At 42.3% G+C, this 15,024-nt stretch carries 15 protein-coding genes; 10 read left to right on the top strand and 5 right to left on the bottom strand.

What is annotated here, in order from left to right:
• The first annotated feature begins 7 nt into the window (after positions 1-7).
• Positions 8-304: a DciA family protein gene (locus ABWO12_RS07005; RefSeq protein ID WP_287782560.1), complete on the top strand. Its 297-nt coding sequence runs from the start codon at positions 8-10 to the stop codon at positions 302-304.
• A 170-nt stretch (positions 305-474) separates the two neighbouring features.
• Here the strand turns inward: ABWO12_RS07005 and ABWO12_RS07000 are convergent, their stop codons facing one another.
• From ABWO12_RS07000 to bshC, 3 genes are all read right to left on the bottom strand, one after another.
• Positions 475-894, bottom strand: coding sequence for a nucleoside-diphosphate kinase (locus ABWO12_RS07000; protein WP_353088044.1), 420 nt, complete (start codon positions 892-894; stop codon positions 475-477).
• Positions 895-1,069: 175 nt separating this feature from the next.
• Positions 1,070-2,134, bottom strand: a complete 1,065-nt coding sequence (locus ABWO12_RS06995) for a cadherin repeat domain-containing protein (protein ID WP_353088043.1) — start codon at positions 2,132-2,134, stop codon at positions 1,070-1,072.
• 142 nt (positions 2,135-2,276) lie between these two features.
• Positions 2,277-3,872: a bacillithiol biosynthesis cysteine-adding enzyme BshC gene (gene bshC / locus ABWO12_RS06990; RefSeq protein ID WP_353088042.1), complete on the bottom strand. Its 1,596-nt coding sequence runs from the start codon at positions 3,870-3,872 to the stop codon at positions 2,277-2,279.
• Between the two features lie 98 nt (positions 3,873-3,970).
• Between bshC and ABWO12_RS06985 the strand changes: the two genes are divergently transcribed.
• The 9 genes from ABWO12_RS06985 (at position 3,971) to ABWO12_RS06945 (ending at position 12,850) form a co-directional block, all read left to right on the top strand.
• The gene (locus ABWO12_RS06985; protein ID WP_353088041.1) at positions 3,971-6,151 is read left to right on the top strand and encodes a B12-binding domain-containing radical SAM protein; all 2,181 of its coding nucleotides are present in this window, start codon (positions 3,971-3,973) and stop codon (positions 6,149-6,151) included.
• Between the two features lie 119 nt (positions 6,152-6,270).
• Positions 6,271-7,059 carry a T9SS type A sorting domain-containing protein gene (locus ABWO12_RS06980; RefSeq protein WP_353088040.1) on the top strand — a complete coding sequence of 263 codons (789 nt, stop codon included), beginning with the start codon at positions 6,271-6,273 and terminating at the stop codon, positions 7,057-7,059.
• Positions 7,060-7,449: an OB-fold protein gene (locus tag ABWO12_RS06975; RefSeq protein WP_353088039.1), complete on the top strand. Its 390-nt coding sequence runs from the start codon at positions 7,060-7,062 to the stop codon at positions 7,447-7,449.
• A gap of 2 nt (positions 7,450-7,451) precedes the next feature.
• Complete coding sequence (locus ABWO12_RS06970) at positions 7,452-8,309, top strand: DUF5777 family beta-barrel protein (RefSeq protein WP_353088038.1); 858 nt, start codon at positions 7,452-7,454, stop codon at positions 8,307-8,309.
• Positions 8,310-8,320: 11 nt separating this feature from the next.
• Positions 8,321-8,680 (top strand): hypothetical protein, encoded by a 360-nt coding sequence (locus ABWO12_RS06965; RefSeq protein WP_353088037.1) that lies wholly within the window; start codon positions 8,321-8,323, stop codon positions 8,678-8,680.
• An 11-nt stretch (positions 8,681-8,691) separates the two neighbouring features.
• On the top strand, positions 8,692-9,225 hold the full coding sequence (locus ABWO12_RS06960) for a YceI family protein (RefSeq protein WP_353088036.1): 534 nt from the start codon (positions 8,692-8,694) through the stop codon (positions 9,223-9,225).
• Between the two features lie 137 nt (positions 9,226-9,362).
• On the top strand, positions 9,363-9,848 hold the full coding sequence (locus ABWO12_RS06955) for an acyl-CoA carboxylase biotin carboxyl carrier protein subunit (RefSeq protein ID WP_353088035.1): 486 nt from the start codon (positions 9,363-9,365) through the stop codon (positions 9,846-9,848).
• Positions 9,849-9,856: 8 nt separating this feature from the next.
• The gene (gene accC, locus ABWO12_RS06950; RefSeq protein ID WP_353088045.1) at positions 9,857-11,299 is read left to right on the top strand and encodes an acetyl-CoA carboxylase biotin carboxylase subunit; all 1,443 of its coding nucleotides are present in this window, start codon (positions 9,857-9,859) and stop codon (positions 11,297-11,299) included.
• 9 nt (positions 11,300-11,308) lie between these two features.
• Positions 11,309-12,850 (top strand): acyl-CoA carboxylase subunit beta, encoded by a 1,542-nt coding sequence (locus tag ABWO12_RS06945; protein WP_073362787.1) that lies wholly within the window; start codon positions 11,309-11,311, stop codon positions 12,848-12,850.
• Between the two features lie 140 nt (positions 12,851-12,990).
• Here ABWO12_RS06945 and ABWO12_RS06940 read toward each other — a convergent pair whose 3' ends face one another.
• Both ABWO12_RS06940 and ABWO12_RS06935 read right to left on the bottom strand, forming a co-directional pair.
• Positions 12,991-13,680 (bottom strand): response regulator transcription factor, encoded by a 690-nt coding sequence (locus ABWO12_RS06940; RefSeq protein WP_353088034.1) that lies wholly within the window; start codon positions 13,678-13,680, stop codon positions 12,991-12,993.
• Positions 13,673-14,938: a sensor histidine kinase gene (locus tag ABWO12_RS06935; protein ID WP_353088033.1), complete on the bottom strand. Its 1,266-nt coding sequence runs from the start codon at positions 14,936-14,938 to the stop codon at positions 13,673-13,675. Before ABWO12_RS06935 ends, ABWO12_RS06940 begins: the two co-directional genes overlap by 8 nt.
• Positions 14,939-15,024 lie beyond the last annotated feature (86 nt).

Below are 15,024 nucleotides of genomic sequence, written 5' to 3'. Positions count from 1 at the left end.
GAAAGTAATAATGAAACGTCAAAGCAATGAAAATTCACTTGCCGAAGTGTTAAAAGCCTTCGTACAAACGCATAAACTGGAGGCAGGACTCGATCGCGTCGATGCCGAGCACGTATGGCGCACCCTTTTGGGCAACGGAGTGAATAGCTACACCCGCGAGGTCGTTCTCAAAGGCAGCACGCTCTACGTGACACTTTCCTCGGCCGTATTGCGCGAAGAACTCAGCCACGGCAAGCAGAAAATTATCAGCATGCTCAACGAAGCCTTAGGCAAAGAATGTATTAAAGAATTGGTGCTGCGCTAAGCTAAGAAGCATCAACCTCACCAGCATATCAACCCCCTTCCTGCTATCCGCTTTATCTCCCGAAGGGTCGGGAGGATGCCGCTCCTATCAGGGCTAAAACGAACCTAAGGATTTCAAAACAAAAAAAGCCGATGAACAATCATCGGCTTTGTATTGTGTGGTGTTTTGCATTAAAACTGCTCTCTTCCTGCAAAGTGGAAAGCACCTTCAATCGCTGCATTCTCATCTGAGTCCGAACCGTGAACGGCATTCTCTCCGATAGAAGTTGCATATTTTTTACGGATAGTTCCTTCCGTAGCCTCCGCTGGATTGGTCGCTCCAATCAAGGTACGGAAATCGTCTACCGCATTGTCTTTTTCTAAAATTGCAGCCACAATCGGACCGCGTGTCATGAATTCTACCAATTCCCCAAAGAACGGACGCTCTTTGTGAATGGCATAGAATTGCTGCGCATCGGCTACCGTCAATTGCGTTAACTTCATCGCTACGATTCTGAATCCACCTTCAGTAATCATATTTAAAATCCCACCGATGTGGCCTTTTTCAACCGCATCCGGCTTAATCATGGTAAATGTTCTTGTACCTGCCATTGTGTAAGTATTAATTTTCGGGTGCAAAAGTAGTGTTTTGATTCAGAAATCGGAAATCATTTGACCATAAAATAAAAAATCCCCAACAGTTGCCCATTGGAGATTTTTACTAACGTAACTCACTATTTAATTTTTGATCGCTTTCAATGTTTGTGTTCCTTGTGCGCTTACCATTTTAAGTAAATACATCCCAAACTAAATGAGCGGCTTCCACCGAAAAAGAGGGCGCATTCGGACGGTATTGCCCTACTTGTTTACCGCTTAAATCTAAAATTTCGACAATATCTACCACGGTATTGCCCTTTACATGCCAAGCCGTTGCGGTTGGATTGGACGTCAAAACAAAACGAGGCGTTGAAAAAGTCGTTTGACTCAATACGTCCGTAAAACTGTACGCTCCCGTCAACGGTTCAAACTGAACCAAATACGTGCTGGCTGTTGAAATATTGATATCGTTTCCATTGTTGGTCGCGGTTCCAGTAGGGAAATCATTACCTCCCCAATTGACATCCCAAGTATTGTTTTTACGGAATTTTACAGCGCCAGTTGTTAAGGCTACTTGTAACGAATAATTAAATCCATCAGTAGTATTCATATCGACATCTGTTGTCCATCCGTTTAAGGCCGAACCCAAAATTCCAATTAAAGGGAATTCAAAATTGTATTGCCCAGTCGTGTGGTTAAAAGTAACATACCACTCTCTTCCCGTTACTGGAATAGTTGGCCCCGATGCAACAGCCACCCCCGAAGGAAATGCAGTGCTCCCGAAGGTTAGGCTGTTGTTGCCATTCAAACGGAAGTAGGCATTACCCGAAGTAAAGACGAAGTTTGATAATGTATAGTTCACTTCATCACTGGTAGCCATAACTACCCCCGGACCTCCAAAGCCCAATTGCGCATCGACTGCTGGTCCCCACAACTCGACCAAAGGAGCCGTTGTATTGCCTACAAAAGAGTATGCCCCTGTTAATCGGTTGAAAGTTACATTGTACGTTCCCGCCAAGGTAGGAATATCTTGCCCGTTGGGCGCTCCATTTCCATTCGGAAAAGTCGAACCGCCCCAGTTATTTGCCCAGCTAAAATCTTGACGAAACTTGACCGCTCCCGTGGTAACTACCAAATCATTGATTGTATAAATGATATTGTCGGTGCTAGCCAACGTAATTTCGGGTCCATTGGTAGGAGGCCATCCGTTGACACCCGTACCCACAATTGAAATAGTTTGAGCTGAAGCACTCATCGCAGCCACAAGCAACGTTGAAAAAAGTAGTTTTAGTTTTATATAGATTTTGTTAAAATTTTTAACAAAACTAAAGTAAAATGCTGATTTACAAAATCTAAAAGTTGGACTTTGCCTACGATAACGTTGTAGTGTTTATAAATTATTCCCAAACCATTACACTAAAGTAGGGATGGAGTGGATCGAGTTCTGTATATAACCGAGTTATCCACTCGGGACCGTACGCGAGATAGAAAGTGCTAAAGTTGGCCGTTCGTTCTTGCAATCCTCGATAAGGGAATAATTCCAATTGTAAGGCCTCAACGGCATTGAGGTGAACTTCATGTTTCTTTTTTTCGGCGCGTAGCAGTCTTTTTTCGAGATGTTCCAATCCTTTGAGCTGCTTGTGGGTTTGTGCTTTTACCGCACCCATAAAGGAAGGGTCGGTTTGTTCGGCAAGTTTTCCTAAGGCCGCAAACTGTTCCTGCAACAATTTCTTTTGAGCTGTAAAATCGTAATGGATGGTTTGAATTTTTTGTACCACACGGGTGCGAAGATCTGAAGCGCTGAGAAACAAATCGGCAAAGGTAACTCCCAGTTTGGCCGCTTTTTTGGCTTGTTTCGCCGTGGCATGAAGTACAGAATTGCGTAAAATCAACATGGGAAAGGGAACCTCAAATTGCTGAAATTGCTTTTTTAATTGCAACCAATACGCAATTTCGCCCCCACCGCCGATATACGCCAAATTGGGCAATACAATTTCTTGATAAAGTGGACGTAGCAATACATTCGGACTCAAACAATCGGGTTGTTCTTCACAATGGCGTTTAAAATCTTCAACTGCATACCGAATACCGCTGTCGTGGCGAATAATCCAATCACCTTCTCGGGTGAGTCGTTCTCGAATGCCCGTTTCCAAATAGAACAAATTGAGTTCCCTCGGATTCACTTGCGCTTTGTAGAAGGACATTCGCTCGAGTGTTTCCTGATTGGCTTGATACGTGATTTGTTCTTGAATTTCCCGCAACGCATAGGGTAAAAAAGCTGTTTTTCCCCAGGTTTGGTCGCCATCAAAAATGAGCAAACCTTCCTCATCAAAAAGTTGATGCACCAGATAGCGAGTAGCTTCAGCCAACGTGCGACCTTCAGCATACGAGGCATGAAAAAGTGCTTTCAAATAGTGTCCGCGTTCACTATCGGGAAAGGAGGTATCAATTTTATTTCGAACGCCTTCAAAAGACGCATCAAGTACAAAACGACCCACAGCCCCTTGTTGCGAAGTCTCCCAAGTAATTTTTTCATCGCCCCATCGAAACGATTGAATTTCCTCAAAATCATGGTCCTCAGTAGCCATCCAATAGACAGGTACAAAACGATAGTGAGGATAGGTTTTTTGTAAGCTTTTACAAAGATTGATGACAGAAATGATTTTATACCAAAAAAATACTGGACCTGTAAACAAGTTCAATTGGTGTCCTGTAGTAATGGTAAATGTCGTCGGTTCATGCAATGCGTTCAAGTGCGCTTCAGAAGCTTCCGAAAGCGTAAATCCTTGGTATTGTCGTCGCCACTCGGTGACTAAACCTTCACGTAGGGCTTTGCTGAAATGCGCTGCTTTTTCTTGACATTGTGCTTCAAAATGAGAAAGGCTTGGATAGCGATGGTATAACGGTTGTACCGATGCCTTTTGGTCCAAATAATCTCGAATGAGTTGGGAAAACTGGGGCAATTCACGGTAGTCGATACAATCGGTGGGCATGAGTTAATTTTTGTCAAATGTAAAGAATTTTAAAAATAGCCTCCTTTTCAAATTCCTAATTGTGCGTTAAATTCTATTTTTGTAAAAAATCCGAATCCTTGGCAGCACTGCTTCTTATCACACCTCCATTCACGCAACTCAATACGCCCTATCCGGCAACAGCGTACTTGAAAGGGTTTTTAAATACCCGTTCGATTTCGGCGTATCAAATGGATTTGGGACTCGAAGTGGTGTTGGATTTGTTTTCCCCCAAGGGATTAGAAGCCATTTTTAAAGCGTCAAAGGTCCAAGAATCAATGTCCGAAAATGCGCAACGGATTTTTCAGATGCGCTCAGTGTATATTCAAACTATTGCTGCTGTAGTCGGTTTTTTGCAAGGCAAGCAGCCCAACTTGGCTCGACAGATTTGCTCAGGAAATTTTTTGCCCGAAGCCTCCCGTTTTTCACAGTTAGACGATTTAGAATGGGCATTCGGTGCCATGGGATTGCAGGATAAGGCCAAACATTTGGCTACCCTATATCTTGAAGATGTATCGGATTTCATTGTGGAGTGTGTCGATTCAAATTTTGGGTTTTCGCGCTATGCGGAACGCTTGGGTCGCAGTGCCAACAGTTTTGATCTCCTCTACGAGGCGCTGCAACAAGCGCCTACCTTTGTCGATGGATTTACGTTACAACGCTTAGCGGCGACTATGCAACGAGAACAACCTGCTCTGGTTTGTTTTTCGGTGCCATTTCCGGGCAATTTGTACAGTGCTTTTCGCTGTGCCCAATGGATAAAGTCCCATTATCCCAATACAAAAATCGCTATGGGTGGGGGCTTTCCCAACACAGAGTTACGCCAACTGACCGATTCGCGAGTTTTCGATTTTTTTGATTATATCACCCTCGACGATGGAGAGCGCCCTATCGAACTTTTATATGCCAATCTTCAGTTGCCAGCGGCACAACAGGTGTGGAAACGATCCTACCTACGTGAGGCCGGTGAAGTGGTGTATAAAAACGATGCCACACTAGGCGATTATAAGCAAACCGAAGTGGGGACCCCCGATTATTCCGATCTTTTGTTGACAGAGTATCTTTCGGTGATTGAAATCGCAAATCCCATGCACAGTTTGTGGAGTGATGGCCGATGGAATAAACTGACGATGGCGCACGGTTGTTATTGGGGTAAATGCACTTTTTGCGATATTTCACTCGATTATATCAAAGTTTACGAACCCATTCACGCCAGAATGTTGGTCGATCGCATGGAAACGTTGATCGCACAAACCGGCGAATCGGGTTTTCATTTTGTCGACGAAGCAGCTCCTCCTGCGTTGATGCGCGAATTGGCGCTAGAGATTTTACGGCGCAATTTGGTAGTGACTTGGTGGACGAATATACGGTTTGAAAAGAGTTTTACCCGCGACCTCTGTTTGTTGCTCAAAGCGTCAGGATGTATTGCGGTTTCTGGGGGACTCGAGGTCGCCTCCGATCGGTTGTTGGCGCTCATTCAAAAAGGTGTCACGGTAGCGCAAGTGGCACAGGTAACCCGAAATTTTACCGAAAGTGGCATCATGGTTCATGCCTATTTGATGTATGGGTATCCTACGCAAACCGTGCAGGAAACCATTGATAGTTTGGAAATGGTGCGTCAATTGTTTTCTTTAGGGATTGTGCAGTCGGGTTTTTGGCATCAATTTGCTTTGACAGCTCATAGTCCCATTGGATTAGACCCCGAGGCTTATGGTATTATCCCACAAAAGCAAGTGATATCCTTTGCACACAACGATATCGAATTTACCGATCAAACAGGCATTAATCACGACCGTTTTAGCTATGGATTACGAAAATCGTTATTCAACTATATGCACGGACTATGTTTGGACGATCCGTTGCAAAATTGGTTTGATTTTAAAATTCCACACCCCAAAGTTTCCCCTAATTTTATTGTATCGGCGCTTGATGACGAGCGAATTCTCTTACCTAAATCCACGGCTAAAATAATTTGGGGCGGACTTCAACCGGAGTGTACTTCTTTTCAAAAACAAAAAAAAGGAAAAACCTGGCCCATGCTCCATGTACGAGTGCACGCGCTTCAAGGAGTGATAGAAACGGTACTCCCAGAGCCAGAAGGACGTTGGTTGATAGATCGAATAAAACAATTAACGCCAAGCCATCCGCAACAAACCTGGGGAGCATTGCAAAAATCGTTTGAAATGGAATTTGAAGATTTTGCTTTGTTTTGGACCTCAAAAGGTGTTTTGCCCTTACGGGAAATGTTATGGGTATTGTAGTATTTTTTTAATTTGTACAGTAGGGAAAAAACCTTTCTAAATGTTTTACGTAAATAGAATAAGGAGAATATTTGTTTTGTTCGGACATTTTTACTTATATTTAAACAAAAAATAACACTATGAAAAAAATTACTCTTTTATTGTTTTGCCTTGGCGCTTTCCATGCCTTTGGGCAACAAAAAGCTACTGGTGTAGTTAATCTTTCGACCAATGTGCGCGCCAATTTTTTACTGGATAGTAACACATCAACAGTTACACTAACGATGATCGGCCCCAATGACCGATGGTTTGGTTTGCAATTTGGTTCGTTTACAGGCACCCAAGGAATGGCCGTTGGGCAAGATTTGGTGTACTGGAACAATACTTCAAATGTAGTTGACGCGCGTTTCAATGGCGAAGGTTTTTCTCCCATTACCGACACGACCAATCACTGGATTCTAGTGTCCAATTCCAACAACACACCCTCTACAGGATTACGTACCATCGTTTGTACGCGTGCCTTAAGTACAGGTGATAGCAGTGATTATACTTTTAATTTTGACGATACGACCCTAGATATTGCTTGGGCAAGAAGTAGTACCGCCAATTACACGATTAATAACCATGGTGGAGCTAATCGCGGGTATGCTATCGACACTCCATTTACCAATTTAAGTACGCAAGAAATCGCTCCAGTGGCCGTGAGTGTTTATCCCAATCCCTCCCGCGGAGCGGTAACCGTTAGTGCTGCTTGGGGTATTGAAACGGTAAGTGTTTATACACTTTCAGGGCAGTTAATTCGTACGCTTTCATTTTCCACTACTGAAAATGCTAAAGAAATTCAAGTAGAAGGTCTAGCCGTAGGTTCCTATCTATTGGAAATCCAAGGCGAAGGCCAAAAAGCTTGGAAAAAAATTATTGTCGAGTAAATGAAAAAATCCTTTAAAATAGGTCTATTAGGTTTACTGCTTTTAGCTGTTGCGGTTTATTTTGCGTATAGATATGTCTATCACTCCGAACGACGTGATGTTCAAAAGGAAGCCGCTGCATTTACACTTAAAGCCCTAGACTTACATCAAGCTTTTGTTGCTAACACCGAAAAAGCAAATACTACGTATTTGGAAAAAGCCACCGAAGTTTCAGGAACCGTCACCTCGATTGAAGGGAACCAACTTCTACTAGATGAAAAGGTTGTGTGTATTAGTCAAACGCCTTTGACAACCAAAGTGGGGGCTACAGTCACCGTAAAAGGGCGTGTCATCGGATACGATGATTTTCTCGATGAAATAAAAATGGATCAATGTACTTTAATTCGTTAACCATGAAAAAAATAGTAGCCTTGGCGTGGATTGCAATGGGTTGTTGCTCAACAACATTGCATGCGCAAGACGATTTATTGAACGAACTCAATCAAGATCAAAATAAAAAAGAAGCGGTTAGCGCTGCATTCAAGGGACAACAAATTTGTACCATGCAGTCAACCAAAATGGCAGCCAAAGGCGAGTGGTATTTTTTAGTAGCCCACCGGTTTGGGGATTTGACCAATGGTTTTGATAACTTTTTTGGATTGGATAATGCCCTCACAAAATTAGGGGGTTTATACGGCGCAACAGAGTGGCTTACTTTAGGCTTTTCGCGTCATACGCTTGCAAAAACTTATGAATTTTCGGGTAAATACCGTCTAATGGCCCAAGAGGTAGATGGTTTTCCCGTGACCATTGTTGGGTACCATACAATGGATATTAATTCCCAATTGGAAAAGGAAGAGTATCCAGAATTATCGGGAACCGATCGTTTTGCTTTTTCCAATCAGTTATTGATTTCACGAAAGTTTTCAGAGAATTTTTCCCTACAACTAACTCCAATGTACATTCACAAAAACTTGTACGACCCGCTTTTGGAAGAAAAGAGTCAGTTTTTAATGGCTTTAGGAGGACGTTACAAGTTCTCTAAACGCTGTAGCTTTAACTGGGAATACGCTCAACGTTTCAATACCGTTTCCAATGACCCTTATCAAAATCCACTTACCGTGGGTGTCGATATCGAAACGGGTGGCCACGTCTTTCAGTTGGTATTGTCCAACAGCCAAGCGATGAATGATGTGAGCTATTTTACTACAGCGACAGGGGATTTTAACCGTGGAATCTTCTTCGGATTCAACTTATACCGTGTATTTTAATTGCAATTGCTATGAAAACGAATTATTTTAAATTGTCCCTAATCGGATTGTTGTTTTTGGGACTGATAGGGTTACAATATGCTTGTGAATCGTCTACATTTGAAGAGGCTTCGGGGATCGTTGCTAATCCTTCCTACAACAAAAATGTAAAACCTATCATGACCAATAATTGTACAGGTTGCCACAATGGAGTGGATGAGTTTTCGTTGTTGACGTATGAAGATGTTAAAGATAATACGCAAAATGGTAATTTATTGTGCCGAATTAAAGGTACAGCCTGTGGTGAAATTATGCCTCCTACCGGAAAAATGAATGCCACACGGATTGCAATTATCGAAAACTGGGCGGCCAACAACTACCCATTGGATTAATACAAAAGGCTATGAAAAAGAATTTACTGTGTTTGCTATTCCTGCTCAGTGGAATGCTACACGCCCAAAAAATGATCACCCGAACGGGGGTTGTTAAGTTTGATGCCACTGTTCCGGGAGCTACCGATCAAGTGGCCGCCACCAACAATGCCGTTTCGGCGCTCTTGGATAAAAATAGTGGTGATTTAGCCATCCAAGTGATGATTAAGTCTTTTCGCTTTAAAATTCCGTTGATGGAAGAACATTTCAACGAGAATTATATGGACAGTGATAAGTTGCCCAAAGCCACTTTTAAAGGAAAAATTGTTGGTTTTCAACCTCAAAACGGAATCTATGATGTAGAAGGTGATTTGACAATTCATGGGGTGACGCAGAAAGTGAAAACCAAAATGACACTGAAAGTCGAAGGAGTAAAAATTCATTTGGACGGTACCTTCACGGTAAAGATCAAGGATTACGATTTAACAGTTCCCGCTTTGGCCAAGAAGACCTTGTCAGAAACGGCCAAGCTTACCATCGATTTGAGCTTAGAAAACAAAGTTTAAAAAAACCAAATTATTATAGTAAGACGAACTTCGGTTCGTCTTTTTTTAACCTAGACGTAATTACCAAATTAATTGATTTTTGTCATAGCGCAATCGATTACGATTCCCTAAATTTACAATCCTAAAATAACAGCACTATGCAAAAATCCTATACCCTTTCTGTGCACACAGGGGCAACATTTGAGCTTGACGAAAGTTCGTTGCAACATCTCGATGCAGTGGCCACGGGACTCCATTCGTTTCATGTTTTAAAAGACAATCGTTCCTACACGGCTGAAATCATAGCTGCTGATTTTGTCGCCAAAAAATATACGATAAAGGTCAATAACAATACCTATGAAGTATCCATTGCCGATGAATTAGATCAATTGATCAGTCGCATGGGAATCGAGCGGGGACGCCATAAAGTGGTCAATGCCATCAAAGCCCCGATGCCAGGTTTGATTTTGGAAATTAATGTTCAGGTTGGCGATGAGGTTCAAGAAAACGACCCACTTTTGATTTTGGAAGCCATGAAAATGGAAAACAGTTTTCTATCCCCACGACAGGGCAAAATTAAATCCATTGCTGTGGTGAAAGGACAAGCGGTAGATAAGGGCCAACTTTTAATCGAATTTGAATAATGAAAAAAATCACCAAAATATTAGTCGCCAACCGCGGAGAAATAGCCATCCGTGTCATGAAAACCGCGAAGAAAATGGGTATCAAAACGGTAGCGGTGTTCTCCGAAGCCGATCGCAATGCCCTCCATGTAAAGTTAGCGGATGAAGCCGTGTGTATTGGACCCGCGCCATCAGCACAGTCCTATTTAAAAGGAGATAAAATTATAGAAGTAGCTCAATTGTTGGGCGTAGATGCCATCCATCCAGGCTATGGATTTCTAAGTGAAAATGCTTCGTTTTCTTCCTTATGTGCAAAACATGGAATTATTTTCATTGGTCCTGAATCTAAAGCAATCGAGATGATGGGAAGCAAATTGGCCGCCAAAGAAGCCGTGATGCACTATGACATTCCGATGGTTCCCGGCGTAGACCATGCCATCGTCGATGTGGAAGAAGCGAAAAAAACGGCCAAAGAAGTGGGATTTCCCATTTTAATCAAAGCATCTGCCGGTGGTGGAGGAAAAGGAATGCGTATCGTAGAACGCGAGGAAGATTTTGAGTCCCAAATGGAACGTGCCATTAGTGAGGCTACGTCTGCTTTTGGCGATGGCTCTGTGTTTATTGAAAAATATGTGTCCAAACCGCGTCATATCGAAATCCAAGTGATGGCCGATAGCTATGGCAATGTGGTGTATGTGTTTGAACGGGAATGTTCGGTGCAACGCCGCCATCAAAAAGTAGTTGAGGAGGCTCCCTCGGCGGTACTTACACCCGAAAAGCGCAAAGAAATGGGTGAGGCAGCAGTAAAAGTAGCCCAAGCCTGTGACTATCTTGGAGCTGGAACTGTAGAGTTTCTACTTGATGAAAACCTGAATTTTTATTTCTTGGAAATGAATACCCGTTTGCAAGTGGAGCATCCCGTGACCGAGATGATTTCGGGATTGGATTTGGTCGAATGGCAAATTCGTGTTGCACGTGGAGAAGCCTTACCGATGAAACAGGAAGACTTGAAAATTCAAGGCCATGCGATGGAATTACGCGTCTATGCCGAAGATCCGATGAATGATTTCTTACCCAATGTGGGGAATCTTGAGGTATACCGTTTGCCCGAAGGCGAAGGAATTCGTGTAGATAATGGTATTGCCGAAGGAATGGATGTGCCGATTTATTATGACCCAATGTTGTCGAAGTTGGTGACTTACGGGAAAACGCGTGAGGAAGCGATTGAAAAAATGATTGAAGCGATTGACCAGTATATTGTAAAAGGAGTAGCGACAACATTGCCCTTTGGGAAATTCGTGATGCTACATGAAGCGTTTCGTTCGGGGGAATTTGATACGGGTTTTGTGAAAAAATATTACGATGCTGAAAAGTTAAAAGTTCAAATTGATACCGAGGCGGAAATTGCAGCTTACCTCACTCTTCAACAATATAGTAACGATAAAAAAATCTTGCGCGTACCCAACGCCTAGTTAGAAATCATGGAAGATAAAAATAAAGTTTTGATGGAGAAAATCGCCTTAGCCCAATTGGGAGGAGGCGCCAATCGTATTGCGAAGCAACATGAGAAAAAGCGTTTAACGGCTCGAGAACGTGTTCTTTATTTGTTGGATGAGGGTTCGTTTGAAGAAATCGGAATGCTAGTCACACACCGAACGACTGAGTTTGGTATGGACAAAGAAATCTATTACGGTGATGGGGTGGTAACCGGTTACGGAACCATCAACGGTCGTTTAGTCTATGTTTTTGCCCAAGATTTTACCGTTTTCGGCGGATCACTCTCTGAAACCCATGCGGAAAAAATTTGTAAGGTGATGGATTTGGCCCTGCGTAATGGCGCGCCGATGATAGGGTTGAACGATTCGGGTGGCGCTCGTATTCAAGAAGGTGTTCGCTCGTTGGGAGGGTATGCCGATATTTTTCATCGCAATGTTCAGGCGAGCGGGGTGATTCCTCAAATTTCTGCGATCATGGGACCTTGTGCAGGCGGTGCCGTGTATTCCCCCGCGATTACCGATTTTACCATCATGGTCGAAAACAACAGCTACATGTTTGTTACGGGGCCCAATGTGGTAAAAACAGTGACCAATGAAGAAGTAACCTCCGAAGAATTAGGGGGTGCGAGTACCCATTCGACCAAATCAGGCGTGGCCCATTTAACCTCACCGAATGGAATCGAATGTTTGGAAGATGTAAAACGTCTTTTGAGTTACATGCCCCAGAATAATAAAGAAAAAACACCTCAGTTACCCTATGTATTGGGCGAGGAGTTGCGCGAAAAATTGGACACCTTAGTTCCTGAAAATGCCAACAAGCCTTATGATATGCATGAGGTAATCGATGGCGTTGTCGATGAAGATTCCTTTTTTGAAATACATAAAGATTATGCCGAAAATATTGTCGTTGGATTTGCCCGTTTGGCGGGACGAAGTATCGGTATAGTGGCCAATAATCCCATGTATTTGGCGGGTTGTTTGGATGTGAAGAGTTCGATTAAAGCTGCCCGTTTTACCCGTTTTTGTGATTGTTTCAACATCCCGTTGTTGGTGTTGGTTGATGTCCCAGGCTTTCTTCCCGGAACGGACCAGGAATGGAATGGGATTATTGTTCATGGGGCTAAATTATTGTATGCTTTAAGTGAGGCGACGGTTCCCAAAGTAACTGTTATTACCCGAAAAGCTTACGGAGGAGCTTATGATGTGATGAACTCGAAACACATTGGTGCCGATATGAATTTTGCATGGCCTGGGGCTGAGATTGCCGTGATGGGTGCCAAAGGAGCGTCGGAAATTATTTTTAAGAAAGAAATCAATGAAGCCGCTGATCCCGCCGCTAAGTTGCTGGAAAAAGAAGCCGAATATGCCGAATTGTTTGCGAATCCCTACACAGCAGCGCAGCGTGGTTTTGTAGATGAGGTGATTGTACCCCGCGATACGCGAAGAAAACTAATCAAGGCTTTTGCGATGCTGGAACATAAAGCGGTTCCCCTTCCGCAACGAAAACACGGAAATATCCCATTATAATTGAAAAACCTGCCAGTAGTGCAGGTTTTCTTTTGAGTCTATTGAAATAGTTATTGCTAAAGCGTATGAAGCCTCGTATTGAATAAGCGATTTGAGATTTTTGGCTTTTACACTAAATTTGAGTTTCAAAAACATTTCCCTTACGCCTCACTGTTAAATTTAAATCCGATACCGTGCAAGTTTTCAATAGTAATTCCCTCTTGTCGCGCAAAGATTTTGCGCAAGCGGGAAATGAATACATCCAAACTTCGGCCCATAAAGTAATCGTCTTCACCCCACAAGGCTTTCAAAATTTCTTCACGTTTGAGGACTTGATTTTTATGGTCTAAAAAAAGTTTGAGTAAATCCGATTCCCGTTGGGTGAGCGAAATGGTCTCGGTATCATTAAATATACGATAATTGGCCGCATCAAATTGATAGGTTCCCACGGTATAAAACGGGCTAGGAGGGGGTGTTGTTTTTTTATGGGAACGCCGTAAAAAAATATCGATTTTTAGCATTAGCTCCTCAATACTAAAGGGTTTTACCAAATAATCGTCGGCACCAATTTTCAGTCCCCGAATGCGATCTTCCTTTAATGTTTTGGCGGAAAGAAAAATAATGGGTATTTCCTGATTCTTTTTTCGAATGGCTTCAGCCAATTCAAAACCATCCATTTTAGGCATCATAATGTCTAAAATGCACAAATCGTATTCGTTTGAAAGAAAACCCTCCAAGGCTGCGGTTCCATCGGCAAAATGGTCTACGGCATAAAAATTTTCCAGATGATCTTTCGTCAGAAACGCAATGGTTTCATCGTCTTCGGCATACAGAATTTTGAAGTTATGCATAGTGCTTTTTAGGAATTAAAATCGTTATCGTCAATCCGTGTTCTTTATTATTTTGAGCGCTTATCTTCCATTGGTGTTGGGTGCAAATCTTTTTGACATAAAACAATCCCAAACCAAATCCATTTACCTCATTGCTTTTTTGGTCTGCAACGCGATAAAATTTATCAAAGATCAAATTTAAATTTTTGGGCGCTACTCCAATTCCATTGTCTGTAAATTGCAACCGTAACCCATGGCGTTCCTCGTCAACTCGAATTTGAATACGTGGGGTAAGGTTGCAGTACTTGACCGAGTTGTCCAATAAATTGTAGATAATGTTTGAAAAATGAAACCGATCAGCTTCAAGGGTATACTCGCGTTCGGCTTCAATCGTTACAGTAACTTGTTCGTTTTTTAATTTAATGGTTTCAGCGGCCTCTTGCAACAAAGGGAGTAAGGCTAATTTTTCGGGTTGTAAGGCAAGCGGAGATTCATCGCTTTTGGCAATATTCAACACCTTTTCGATATGGTGATTTAGTTTTTTACTTTGATTGATAATGATTTCTGTGTAATCGAGTAATTTTTTTTGCTCGCGTATAACCTCTTGTTTGTTGAGGTAACTCGAAGCGAGTAGGATAGAGGAGAGGGGTGTTTTGAATTCATGGGTCATGTTGTTGATAAAGTCCCGTTGCAATTCGGAGTATTTTTTTTGTTGGATAATGGTGTAAATGGAGTACACATACACCAAAAGCACAATCATCAGCGCAAAGGACAACACAAACCAAAACCGAAGCGAGCTTAATAAGTACGAAGTTTCGTTGGGAAACCGCACGGCAAAATAATAGACGAGATTTTTGTGCTTCGGAAAATAGACATTGTGCGTACTGGGTTTTTTATCGCTCATCGCTACATAGTTGCCATACACCATTTCATCGCTATTGCAGTTATACATAGCATATTCAAAGTCGGTCGTGATGTTCATTTTGGCAAATTCCGTCTTCAGATAATATTCTAAAATATCGGGCTGAAAATCGTTTTCAACATTCACAATATAGTAGTCGTTGGCTACTTTCTCCACCGGATTGTTGGGTGGTAATTCACTGTCTTTCCCCTCATAGAGTTTTTTAACTACTTCCAAGAGGGCAATATGTGTTTTTTGGGTGAATTTTTTTTCCTCCAAGCTGAAGGCTTCCCGTGTCCAAAGCAATTGAGCAATGAGAATGCCTAAGGTAGCAATCATCCCAAGAACAATGACAATATTGAGTTTTTTGGTCTTCAAAAGTGATAAATTGAGTCTCAAAATTACTTAAAAAATAAGTGGATACCGACTGTTAACAAGTCATTAACAAAGATTCGAGAGCGGTT

Origin of the sequence: Flavobacterium sp., assembly GCF_040379285.1 — a bacterium.
GTDB lineage: Bacteria > Bacteroidota > Bacteroidia > Flavobacteriales > Flavobacteriaceae > Flavobacterium.
The sequence above is the reverse complement of the archived record's forward strand: the minus strand, read 5'-3'. Positions and strand labels throughout refer to the sequence as shown.

Excerpts from the sequence above, each read along its gene's own strand:
- ABWO12_RS07000 (WP_353088044.1), bottom strand. The coding sequence starts at position 894 with ATGGCAGGTACAAGAACATTTACCATGATTAAGCCGGATGCGGTTGAA.
- ABWO12_RS06995 (WP_353088043.1), bottom strand. The coding sequence starts at position 2,134 with ATGAGTGCTTCAGCTCAAACTATTTCAATTGTGGGTACGGGTGTCAAC.
- bshC (WP_353088042.1), bottom strand. The coding sequence starts at position 3,872 with ATGCCCACCGATTGTATCGACTACCGTGAATTGCCCCAGTTTTCCCAA.
- ABWO12_RS06980 (WP_353088040.1), top strand. The coding sequence starts at position 6,271 with ATGAAAAAAATTACTCTTTTATTGTTTTGCCTTGGCGCTTTCCATGCC.
- ABWO12_RS06975 (WP_353088039.1), top strand. The coding sequence starts at position 7,060 with ATGAAAAAATCCTTTAAAATAGGTCTATTAGGTTTACTGCTTTTAGCT.
- ABWO12_RS06970 (WP_353088038.1), top strand. The coding sequence starts at position 7,452 with ATGAAAAAAATAGTAGCCTTGGCGTGGATTGCAATGGGTTGTTGCTCA.
- ABWO12_RS06965 (WP_353088037.1), top strand. The coding sequence starts at position 8,321 with ATGAAAACGAATTATTTTAAATTGTCCCTAATCGGATTGTTGTTTTTG.
- ABWO12_RS06960 (WP_353088036.1), top strand. The coding sequence starts at position 8,692 with ATGAAAAAGAATTTACTGTGTTTGCTATTCCTGCTCAGTGGAATGCTA.
- ABWO12_RS06955 (WP_353088035.1), top strand. The coding sequence starts at position 9,363 with ATGCAAAAATCCTATACCCTTTCTGTGCACACAGGGGCAACATTTGAG.
- ABWO12_RS06945 (WP_073362787.1), top strand. The coding sequence starts at position 11,309 with ATGGAAGATAAAAATAAAGTTTTGATGGAGAAAATCGCCTTAGCCCAA.
- ABWO12_RS06940 (WP_353088034.1), bottom strand. The coding sequence starts at position 13,680 with ATGCATAACTTCAAAATTCTGTATGCCGAAGACGATGAAACCATTGCG.